The following is a 9739-nucleotide window of genomic DNA, read 5'->3' as shown; positions in this document are numbered from 1 at the left end:
AGCCCGCCGCCAACAAATGCCAGTCCCGCCAAACTTTTAACACCCTGTGTATTTCAGTCCAATCCCCATTGCCATATCATCCCAGAACAGATCGACCCACGGCTGACAATAAAATCAGACAAATTTATCGTCAAAAGGCAGCTTCTTGCAAGACATCAGCCTGTACAAAAAATACCTCATTGTCGATATCGGCTTCTGCAACCGTTTCCTTGGCCGAATCCACTGCCTCAGCCTCAATAATCGATGAAGTAGATGCTCATGTGAGTGATTTTAGCAATTTCTACTCCCACAAAACCTTTGCCTGTACCAACATCAAGACAGATGCCGCTGTTCAAATCATAGTCATCAACACACTGCTGTGCCAATAGTGGATAAATGGGCATCATCGAGCCGTAGGAACTGGATTTCAGCATTGCGATTTCCTCCTCAGTACCTGATTTTCTATGCATAATTTATTGTACCTGATATTCTGTGCTTGGTATTCCGTATTTTCATGCCTGATTTTCTGTACCTGTTTGTCATACCTAATATTCTGCACCTGATTTTTCGCACATATATTCCGTGCCTAATTATTTCTTACTGCCGGCGTCCTTTAACATTGGAGCAGGCACTCCCAGTTATAACGTCCAGCGCGATCCCGCAGAGCCACGGCATCCTTGATCATCGGAGCGGGCACTCCTGGTATCCATCATTACTTTCCACCCGCATCCTTTAACAGGAATGTTATGTCCTCATCTGTGAGATCATAGTGGTAAAACATTTTATAAAACTCACGAACCTCTTCAGCTATATCGTAATCATACACCTCCGGGTAAAGTAAATTCCCCAGCCATTTTAAGCCCAGCACACGGTTTACTGAAGGGGGACGGTCAAACCAGTTAAAGGGGCCGCTGGGTACCGCATATACCTTATTATCCTGTATCGCTTTGATGGTTTTCCACTTGGGATCAGCCTTGATCTTTTTATAGCAGTTGCTCCAACTCAGAATCAGGTCGGGATCCCAGGCCAGAACCTGTTCCAGTGAGACCTGGGTTAAGCCGCGGCTGCCCTTATCTGTTACATCAGCCACATTGTCGCCTCCCACCAGATCCAGAACCTCAGTATGGCGTGATCCATTCGGGTCAGTCTGCAAACCATCGTCACCCTCTGCGTAATAAATCCGTACCTTTTTATCCCCGGTAATTTTTTTTGCTTTTGGATTGAATCTCACCTAAAGTTTCACGGCAGTATGTCCCCAGAGTTTTAGCCTGCTTTTCCTGGTTCAGGAGCTTACCGATAAATTCATAGGCTTTTTCCATATTCTTAATGTCACTGTCCACAACAACAACTGGAATATCAACCTCATTTTGAATGTTATTGGCCAGGTGTGCAGCCACCTGATCAGTGTCACCCATATAAATAATCAGATCCGGTTTTATTTTCAGCAGTTCCTCTGTGTTACAGGTGCCTTTAGCCATCCATCCTCCCAGGTTGGGCAGGTTATGGCACTGGGGAAGGATGAACCTTTTCTCCGCCTCACCCAGACTATAGTTCCAGCCGATCATTAAATCAGGATCCAAAGTATACAAGAGTATAGCACCAGGTGGATTGGTGGAAAACACCTTGTCAATTTTATTCGGAACGGTAACTTCCCGACCGGCCATATCTACAACAGTATGAACAGTATCTGATGATCCGCCTGTATCCTGCTCCTGCTCTTTACCGCAGCCAACAAGACAACAGGTCAACAGCAGAGATATTGCGGCCAATAAGATGATAAAAGTCTTTGGTTTTCTCAACTTTGTTCCTCCTCTCAATCAGCTAATCTTGCTGATTAACTACAATTAAAGACAGCCATACAGCCCATACCCTGTAATTGATTTTTTATTATAGGAAGTCGGCTTATAATACCAACTTCAGAAGTAACAGGGATCAGCTCTTCCCCTGGTTTCAGCTTTAAATCATGCGTTTCTAATATTTTTACACCAAAACATTCACTTCCTCCGGCCATGTACCACAGCGGAATATCGCTTAATCCGGTGTTATGTGCACTTGCTATGCTAATATCCGGCATTATGAGCCGCGCAATGGCAATAGTTCTGGCTACATCCCAACCAGGGCAAGGCAGCCTATCACCATAAGGCGTTCCTTTGCTGGGGGTAAAACTCGTTAGAACCAGGTGCTTCATCTGTTTAAAACTTTTAAGATAAAACAAATGCTCAATGCGGTCCTGATCAGTTTCACCCAGTCCCAGCATCATGAAACTGCGTATTGACAAGCCTTCATCTTCGGCTATTTGAAGAAGTCCCTTGCGTTGCTCCAGACTGTCACCGGGTTTTGCATGATTAAATATCTGTTCGTTTAGGACTTCAAGAGAAGAAGTAATACCGATCACATTCATCTTTTTTAAACATTGCACCGTTTCCCGGGACAGCGAGGCCCCAAAATTTATTTCAATCTTTATTGAAGCTACCCTATTTATTGCCCCCACCAGCTCGATTATTTCCTCGTCATAACCTTCCATATTGGCGCCCCCAACCAGCAAAAGCTTGTTTATGCCTAACCTGGACAGCGCCGGAATTGCCTGCAAAATCGCATCAAAGTTCCGCGGTTTATGCTTGAAGGCACTACAGTACCTGCATGGGGGGTTAAGTTTGCATTTCAGAATTACTCCAGATGGGACAATTATATCTACGCGATTACCCAGCACCCGGCTTTTTAGTTGATATGCAGCTTTAAACAACTCCAAAGTTTTGATAGGCTCTTTTGCTTCTTGATAAATCCTTAAGGCAGTATCTCTGTCAATACCTGTTTCAGTACAAATTTCTAATGAGTCAATCAAGGTACACCCCCCGTAAAAATGTCGCTAGTTTCACTTCTTTTATACTAAACCCAATCATCCGAAGAGCTTCCCCTGTGTCAGGCAGGGGAATGCTCTCCGGAAAGTTATATTCTACTTAATGCCCTAACCTCTTAGAGGCAATGGTAATGCTAAACACCCATCCCGCCTCCCTTTACTGCTTCTGGCCTGTAACCACCGGTCCGCCATTCAGGATCTCCTTCGCCTCTTCCTCTGGCATAGTATACTTATAGAACTTTTTGTAAAAGGAGATTAACTCGGCCTCAAGGTTCACGTCTTTGAAAGATTCCGGGTGAAAGGTTTTTGCGGCCCAAAGGAGCATTAAGGGCTGTTCAGCTGTGCGGTTCCCCCAGATATGTGCTCCCACCGGAGTTGGATAGATCCGTTTATTCTTGACAGCGCTAATATCCTTGAAGCGGCTGTCTTTGTACATCAAATCCACCTGATCAGGTGAGCTTACCACAACGACCTCCGGATTCCACTTGAGAAGCTGTTCCATGGAAAATTCAATGTTTTCTGTAATACGAGCCTCTTTTGTGACACTGTTTCCTCCCGCTTGACTGATCCACCATTCGGTGATCGTATGTGGAGAAGACATACTCTTCACATTGCAATGCAGCACCCGGGGTCTTTTTTCCTCAGAGATGGTATCTACGGCCTTGTTTACCCGAGCAACGGTATCGTCAAAATATTTGCAGTATTCTTTGGCCGTTTTCTCCTGATTCAATACTTTTCCGATCAGTTCTATTGTTTGTTTGACCTCTTCAGGTTCTGTCCAGACCAGGCAAATCGTTGGCAGCCCTGCGTTAGACATAACTTTAGCGGTCTGTTCAACGCTGCCGCGTGCCTCCATGGTAAATACAACATCCGGTTTCAACTTCAGCAATTCCTCAACATTGGGGTCAAAGCTTGCGGACTGTACCACTGGCCGATCCTTAATGTGAGGAGCAAATTTATGCTGGTACTTCCAGCGTTCAGTGCGCGCAAATTCAGGGAGACCGTTGACAATCTTGTCCCCCTCCCCCACCGCAAAAATCAAGCTGTTTAGCACCGGCCCTGGGCCTACTGTAGCAAGACTCTTGATCTCTGCAGGAATGGTTACCTCACGTCCGGCCATATCGGTAATTGTCCTGGTTGTTGGGGTTGTGTCCACCTCTTTTTCCTTACTGCAGCCTGCCACAACCATGACACTTGCGATAAGCAAGAAAACCATCAGCAATGATAAAAAAACCCGTTTCCTCTTCATAATTCTTTTCTCCTCCCCTTCCCTTACATTCTTGATATTAAAACCTGTTCGCCTCGCAGAGACGAAATGATCGTGCCTTTACGCATCATCGTTGAAAACAGAGCCAAAGGTTAGCCCCTGGCAAACTGTCCCACCAGAAACAAGACAAAACACTCGGGCGGACAGACATAAGGAGACCCCTGCTCTAGCACAACCTTATAAAACGAAAACCTTAGCTGCTTGTCCCCGGCATAATCCCTTCTCAGGATCCTTTATCCATATGTAACCACCTGCACGGGAAATAGCACTGGTTTGAGTGGGGTTTCCCTTGAAAGCCGGTCTGGCAATAATGGAATCGTCCCCTTTTTCCAGTTGTACGAACAAATGAGTAAAAATACACGGACTCATATCGAAATCAACCACAGCTATAATACTGTCCGCTTCTTCCCGGCAGGCAACTAAACGGCGCCACAGCTCCTCCACAACTGTTTTGAAAAGCAGCACCGGCGCCACAGGGTGTCCCGGCAAACCGAAGACCGGCTTGCCCATTGATTCCCCCACAATCAACGGACGGCCTGGTCTTATCTCTATCCCATGGATAAAAACACCTTCACCAGGCAGCTCGTTGATGGCTTCGGCAGTAAAATCCCGGATCCCGACAGAACAGCCCCCGGAAATCAAGACGACATCCGCACATTTTACTGCGTTTTCTAGTTCCTGTTTGTATAACTCACGATTATCCTTGACCAATACCCGCCGGACCACTTCACCCGCGGCCTTGGTAATGAGGGCCTGCAGTGCATAAGAGTTGCTGTCCCTTATCTTGCCAGGCAAAAGATCCTGCCCGGCGTCCACAAGCTCATCCCCTGTAGCGATGATCGCAAACCGCAGACGATTAAAGACCTTTATTTTGTAGATTCCAGCAGCGACCAAGGCTCCAATATTACCTGCACTTAACTTTTTTCCCCGCTCAATTAACAGGCTCCCAGCTTTAATATCACTACCCTGCCCCATCATGAACTGCCCGCTTTTCATCTGCATAGATACCTGAATGAAGCCTTCCTCAGACTGCTTGGTGCGTTCCACCATAATCACAGCATCAGCACCGGGCGGTATCATACTTCCGGTGGAAACATAGGCACACTGCCCCTCCTTTACTTCCATGGCCGCGTTTACCCCGGGGGGGACCTCCCCCAGGTAGCTCAGCGATACTGGGTTATCTTCACTGGCCCCCTGGGTATCACTGGCTACTACCGCATAACCATCACACATAGAACGCGAAAAACCAGGTACATCCACAGGAGAAACAATATCCTCTGCCACTATCCGATCAAGTCCGTCTAAGATATCGACCTGCTCATGACCCATTTCAATATGCTGAAACTTCTTCCAAATAAGCTCATTTGCTGCTTTAAGAGAGAGCACAGCAAAAACTCCTCCTTACCGTTGGTTTTACGGGTTGTACCCCGTTATTATTTTGATGGCATGTAACCAAATAAATATTTGATCCTATCTCTGGTACACCTGGTGCACCCCATCACTGTTTCGATGGCATAGGTCCGCCGCCGAGGATTTCCTGGGCCTCCTCTGTTGGCATATTTCCCTCCCCTTCCCTTTTACATCTAAAATCAAAAATATTCACTTGCAGATTTTAGGCCATGGATCTTCACCCCCTCAAGATCGCTGATAGGGCAGTGTCCTTTTGCTGAAATCCCTGGTAGAAGTCTGCTGGCAAGTGCTCAACTCCCTTTTCTTAAGCCCATAAAAAATAAGCCAGAGTCGAAAAGTCGACTCTGGCTTATTAATTAAACCAGGCAGGATGTAAACCGTTATTAAAGCAAAACGGATGCCCACATTCAAGAAAGGTGGCCACCCTGCCAATAAAATCTTCTTTCCGAATACGGGAGGTACAAGGGTTTTCCCTTTTACCCTCGGGGTCGATATTAACCCATCGTCTTGCTTCCCATGGCCTTCAGCTTTAGGGAAACAAGATCGAAGATCGTACGTTATTCAGTTTTTAAGATGTCAGCTCTATAAAAGATACAAAAGATACTACCTTATATCTGAATCTACACCTGGAAGTGGTGGCTGTTTTTCCCCGACCAGGAGCGCCTTGCTGACTCCCGCCTGGGAAAATCGTAAGAAAAGATGATGGCAGATATCTGCTCCGCCTCTGAACGGTATCATTTGGTATGAAAAATGTGACAGCATTCACGTACGTTGAGGAAGGCGGTTCCAGGTTCTCCGGTGCCAGATACCTTATATTGAAACTTTGTAAGACGCCATCTTTTTTCCAAATAAGAAAAATGACTAAAAAATACAGCAGCTAAAAAATATAACAGACCAACATGAAAGTAACAAAACATGAATTAATTCTACAGGAGACATCCCCGTCTGTCAAGGAAAAATTAAGGCGTTAATTGGGATTACCTAATGTTAAAAGAGTAATGGGCTTCATTGAAGCTCGAACTGATTAAAAGAGGGACCGTGTAATTTTTTGCGATCTCTATAGCACGTGGTTGCAGGAAAATTGGTTAAACCTTCTTTACACTCATTCCATCAGATACAAAAATAATGGTTCCTTCCTCATCTGTTCTGTAAATAATCACTCCCGCATCAGCTAGATTATCCAGCGTTTCCTGGTGAGGATGCTCATAGTCATTCGCTGCACCGACGAGAATAACTGCATATTCCGGAGATACCGACTTCAAAAAAGCCGGTGTAGTTGAACTGCTGCTTCCATGATGACCTACTTTCAACACATCAGCTTGCAGATTCATACCACTGGCAAGCATCTCCTTTTCAGATAAATCCTCTGCATCCCCTGTTAATAAAAAAGATGTGCTGCCATACTGAATCTTCACTACCGCTGAATAGTTATTCAAGCTATCATAGCCAGAGCTACAAGGGGCAGTAAAGGTTGCTTGCAGGCAGCCATCCTGTTCGAAAATATTCAGTCCTGCACGTGCAGGCGTAATTTTTAAACCCTTTTTTTTGATTGACAGCAGCATATCTTCAAAGGTTTTTGTGGTATGGGTTACTTTAGGCATATAAACCTTGCTTATGTCAAATTCTTTGATTACCGCAGCCATACCGCCTATGTGGTCTGCATGGGGGTGAGTAGCCACCAGGTAATCGATCTTTTTAACCCCTTGCTGTTTTAAATAGGAAATAACGGTTGCCCCACTTCGATCCGGCCCCGCATCTATTAGCATCACACTGTCGTTTGGAAACTGGATTAAAATTGAATCACCCTGCCCAACATCAAGAAAATGGACTGCTAATTCATCTGCTTGATGGCTGTAAGAAACAGCACCCTTGCTTAAATCCGAAAGCCCTGTACATCCTGCAGTTACTAAAACAACTGCCAGTAAAAGAGAGATAATAAGGCACCTTTTAGTCTTCAAAAAGTTCATCTGCTAGCTGCTCCACTCTTTTCTTTCTATTTTTTGTGGCCTCTTCATCAACAATAATGTTTATCTTGACTACATCACCTTCCCTCACCTGTTGAGGAAACAGGGCTTTAGGAATATTAAAAATCCCCCCCTCAAACTCTACAACTACCCAATCCCCTTCGAAACGGTCGATGATTAATATGGCAATCACTCCTATCTACACCAACTGTAGCTTATTTTATCACAGAATGGAGCACGAGTGAGACGCGGGGACGGTTCTCGCGTCTTGAGACGCGGGGACGGTTCTCGCGTCTCACTCGCGTCTCACAGGGAACGGTCCTTTTGGAGCGGAGTGGATCAGAGAGACGGTTCTTGTGATCCACTAATCCGTTTTTCTATGACAAGGGGGTCCATCCTTTTGTCACACTTGACGTTCCGGTACGTAACAGGGGTGCACAATTGCGGTTAGATCTCATATGCACTGGGGACAGCCCCTGTTGCATTTATCTGTGCGCAGGAGGGTACGAAAATGCGGACAAATCTCGCGTGCATTGGAAACAGTCCCTGTTACACAATAGTAAATCAAGCCTGGCCCCCTAGTTTCCAATAAGGTAACAGAGAACCATCCCCTGTCACCCCTCTTTTTTCCGACCTCCGGCATCTGACATCCATTTACGGTATATGTGGTTGACAATACTTATCAATCAATCTATTGAAAAGTACAACATGCTGAAGTTCATCTATAATGATCCTCTCCAATATTCTCTTAACATACGGGTCATCGATCATGCGCTGGTGTTTGCGATAGTTAGCTATAGCTGCCCATTCACTGGCAACATCTGCTGTGAGCCGGTCACAAAGAGCGGTTCCATAGAAAACGAAGGTGGCATCCCAATACCTTTCAGCATTGTTCCTCTCAATAGTCCTGTAACGGGGATCAACCCCCAGCAATAATATTGTTTCAGCAAGTATTTCTAGATGGTGCATTTCTACCAGTGCAATACAGGAAAGCAGATCCGCCGCCTCCCTGTTTTCATCTTCCAGCACAAAATGGTGATAGCTGTATTGGGTTACAGCTGTCATCTCGCTTACCATACCCGCATAATCCTCCAGCAGCAGTTGGGCATATTTGGGGTTTGGTCCAGCTACCCGCACTTCCGGGTAAGGGGCAGGGTAAGCACACTTATAAATAGACGGGGTCTCACATCCCTTTGTCTCAGGCGGTTCCTTACTCATAACATTAACCTCCCCATGAAGTCCTTAGTAAATGGTATTATACGGAGTTATCAAATATTACACATCTACACGCATTCAATCTGGGAGTAGCTAAAGGTACTGTCCAGCTCTTGGAACGTTATATTCACGAAAATCGTCTTTATGTAAAGGAATTTTTCTATTGACGTTCAAATATATAATAATTTGCTAGACAAGGCATTTCCGATGTAGTATTAGATGTAGTACAAGCTTCCAGTACACATCCTGGCGGTATCAATAAGAAAGAATACCGTTGGTGGGGCTATTTTATTTGGGTGTCTCATGACACGATAAGACTTGCCAAACTAATTTATGGTGTAGGTGGCGGAGTAAGTATCTTAATCCCCGTGGCAGGTACATTTGCGGCAGCATTTGCAATATCCTATGCTCTAGTAGATTATTATGATAGGGGTTGCGGTGTGATTTTTAGGTATCTCTACGTTCCCGCAGTTCTTACAGGAATGTATACACAATGTTATTATTTATCATCGTGTACGGTTTTTGATTAATTAAAATATTGTGGAATGGAACCTGACTTTTACACCAAAATGGCAGATAAAAAGGCCGCAACCCCTTGATACACATGGGATAGCGGTCTTTTGATTTTGTCACAAATATGTAGTGTAAAACCTTATTTTTTGGCTTGAGCCAAAACTTTTTTTTATCGCCCCCAGAGTAAGCCTTTTATTAGTGAAATCAATTCCCAGCGCTTGCCCGATAGCATCTGAGATCACACTTCTGTAATCAAACAAATAAACATTGTCCTGCTCATTGGAACAGGAAATCTTGTTGAGACATTCAACAATCCTTTCAGCAGAGAAAAGCCGGCCCGTTTTCTTTTGCATTATTCGTAAAATAGTGAGAGCTAAAAAACAAGTGAGAAAGTGAGCGTTAATGTGATCCTCAAGCGACACATAGACCGGCCGCGTTTCCAGCACCCCCTTAGTAACACGGAAAGTCTCTTCGATCTGCCATAGACCGCGGTAAGTATCGATCACCTCAGTATCCGACATATCCAGTTCACTG

At 45.0% G+C, this 9739-nt stretch carries 9 protein-coding genes, 1 pseudogene and 1 riboswitch; all 10 genes and pseudogenes read right to left on the bottom strand.

What is annotated here, in order from left to right; translation table 11 throughout:
- Window positions 1-233: 233 nt before the first annotated feature.
- Window positions 234-413: a hypothetical protein gene (locus SSCH_RS16275; RefSeq protein WP_052835337.1), complete on the bottom strand. Its 180-nt coding sequence runs from the start codon at window positions 411-413 to the stop codon at window positions 234-236.
- Window positions 414-691: 278 nt separating this feature from the next.
- On the bottom strand, window positions 692-1210 hold the full coding sequence (locus SSCH_RS18930; RefSeq protein WP_198142178.1) for an ABC transporter substrate-binding protein: 519 nt from the start codon (window positions 1208-1210) through the stop codon (window positions 692-694).
- Window positions 1170-1778 carry a TroA family protein gene (locus tag SSCH_RS18925; protein ID WP_198142177.1) on the bottom strand — a complete coding sequence of 203 codons (609 nt, stop codon included), beginning with the start codon at window positions 1776-1778 and terminating at the stop codon, window positions 1170-1172. Before SSCH_RS18925 ends, SSCH_RS18930 begins: the two co-directional genes overlap by 41 nt.
- A gap of 35 nt (window positions 1779-1813) precedes the next feature.
- Window positions 1814-2821, bottom strand: coding sequence for a radical SAM protein (locus SSCH_RS05030; protein ID WP_052835336.1), 1008 nt, complete (start codon window positions 2819-2821; stop codon window positions 1814-1816).
- Between the two features lie 172 nt (window positions 2822-2993).
- A complete protein-coding gene (locus tag SSCH_RS05025) occupies window positions 2994-4085 on the bottom strand; it encodes an ABC transporter substrate-binding protein (RefSeq protein WP_052835335.1) in 1092 nt (363 codons plus the stop codon).
- A gap of 195 nt (window positions 4086-4280) precedes the next feature.
- Window positions 4281-5489 (bottom strand): molybdopterin molybdotransferase MoeA, encoded by a 1209-nt coding sequence (locus SSCH_RS05020; RefSeq protein ID WP_044664521.1) that lies wholly within the window; start codon window positions 5487-5489, stop codon window positions 4281-4283.
- Window positions 5490-5935: 446 nt separating this feature from the next.
- A riboswitch (molybdenum cofactor riboswitch) is annotated at window positions 5936-6074 on the bottom strand.
- A 524-nt stretch (window positions 6075-6598) separates the two neighbouring features.
- The gene (locus SSCH_RS05015; RefSeq protein ID WP_408645695.1) at window positions 6599-7471 is read right to left on the bottom strand and encodes a ComEC/Rec2 family competence protein; all 873 of its coding nucleotides are present in this window, start codon (window positions 7469-7471) and stop codon (window positions 6599-6601) included.
- Window positions 7461-7670 carry a DUF3006 domain-containing protein gene (locus SSCH_RS05010; RefSeq protein ID WP_332306902.1) on the bottom strand — a complete coding sequence of 70 codons (210 nt, stop codon included), beginning with the start codon at window positions 7668-7670 and terminating at the stop codon, window positions 7461-7463. The genes SSCH_RS05015 and SSCH_RS05010 overlap by 11 nt, the downstream gene beginning before the upstream one ends.
- 461 nt (window positions 7671-8131) lie before the next feature.
- Window positions 8132-8695 carry a ferritin-like domain-containing protein gene (locus tag SSCH_RS05005; protein ID WP_044664519.1) on the bottom strand — a complete coding sequence of 188 codons (564 nt, stop codon included), beginning with the start codon at window positions 8693-8695 and terminating at the stop codon, window positions 8132-8134.
- Between the two features lie 626 nt (window positions 8696-9321).
- Window positions 9322-9739: pseudogene (locus SSCH_RS18920) on the bottom strand (IS1634 family transposase); the annotation flags it as partial.

It is taken from the genome of Syntrophaceticus schinkii (assembly GCF_000946815.1).
Classification (GTDB): Bacteria; Bacillota; DSM-12270; order Thermacetogeniales; family Thermacetogeniaceae; genus Syntrophaceticus; species Syntrophaceticus schinkii.
This window is presented reverse-complemented; position numbering and strand designations above follow the sequence as displayed.

Coding starts and splice junctions, on each gene's coding strand:
- SSCH_RS16275 (WP_052835337.1), bottom strand. CDS start 413: ATGCTGAAATCCAGTTCCTACGGCTCGATGATGCCCATTTATCCACTA.
- SSCH_RS05025 (WP_052835335.1), bottom strand. CDS start 4,085: ATGAAGAGGAAACGGGTTTTTTTATCATTGCTGATGGTTTTCTTGCTT.
- SSCH_RS05005 (WP_044664519.1), bottom strand. CDS start 8,695: ATGAGTAAGGAACCGCCTGAGACAAAGGGATGTGAGACCCCGTCTATT.